Annotated in this window: 1 protein-coding gene; it reads left to right on the plus strand. The window is 73.2% G+C overall.

Annotated elements, in window-relative coordinates; genetic code table 11:
• Window positions 1-527: homocysteine S-methyltransferase family protein (locus ESG85_RS03405; RefSeq protein WP_181018950.1), on the plus strand; the 527-nt coding region annotated here is incomplete at both ends.

Here is a 527-nt window from a genome sequence, read left to right on the forward strand (position 1 = left end):
GCCCGGACATCGTGCGGTCGGTGCACGAGGCGTACTTCGCGGTCGGCGTCGACTGCGTGGAGACCAACACCTTCGGCGCCAACCTGGCGGCCCTGGCCGAGTACGGCATCGAGGACCGCGTCCACGAACTGTCCGAGGCCGGCGCCCGCATCGCGCGGGAGACCGCGGACGCGTTCGCCGCGCGGGACGGCAGGCCCCGCTGGGTGCTCGGCTCCATGGGCCCGGGCACCAAGCTCCCCACCCTCGGGCACGTCACGTACGAGCCGCTGCGCGACGCCTACCAGCGCAACGCCGAGGGCCTGGTCACCGGCGGCGCCGACGCCCTGCTCGTCGAGACCTCGCAGGACCTGCTCCAGACGAAGGCGGCCGTCATCGGCGCCCGCCGCGCCCTGGACCGGCTCGGACTCGACCTGCCGCTGATCGTGCAGGTGACGGTCGAGACGACCGGCACGATGCTGCTCGGCTCGGAGATCGGGGCGGCGCTGACCGCCCTGGAACCGCTCGGCATCGACATGATCGGCCTGAAC

The sequence above is a fragment of the Streptomyces roseicoloratus genome, assembly GCF_004117935.1.
Lineage (GTDB): Bacteria > Actinomycetota > Actinomycetes > Streptomycetales > Streptomycetaceae > Streptomyces > Streptomyces roseicoloratus.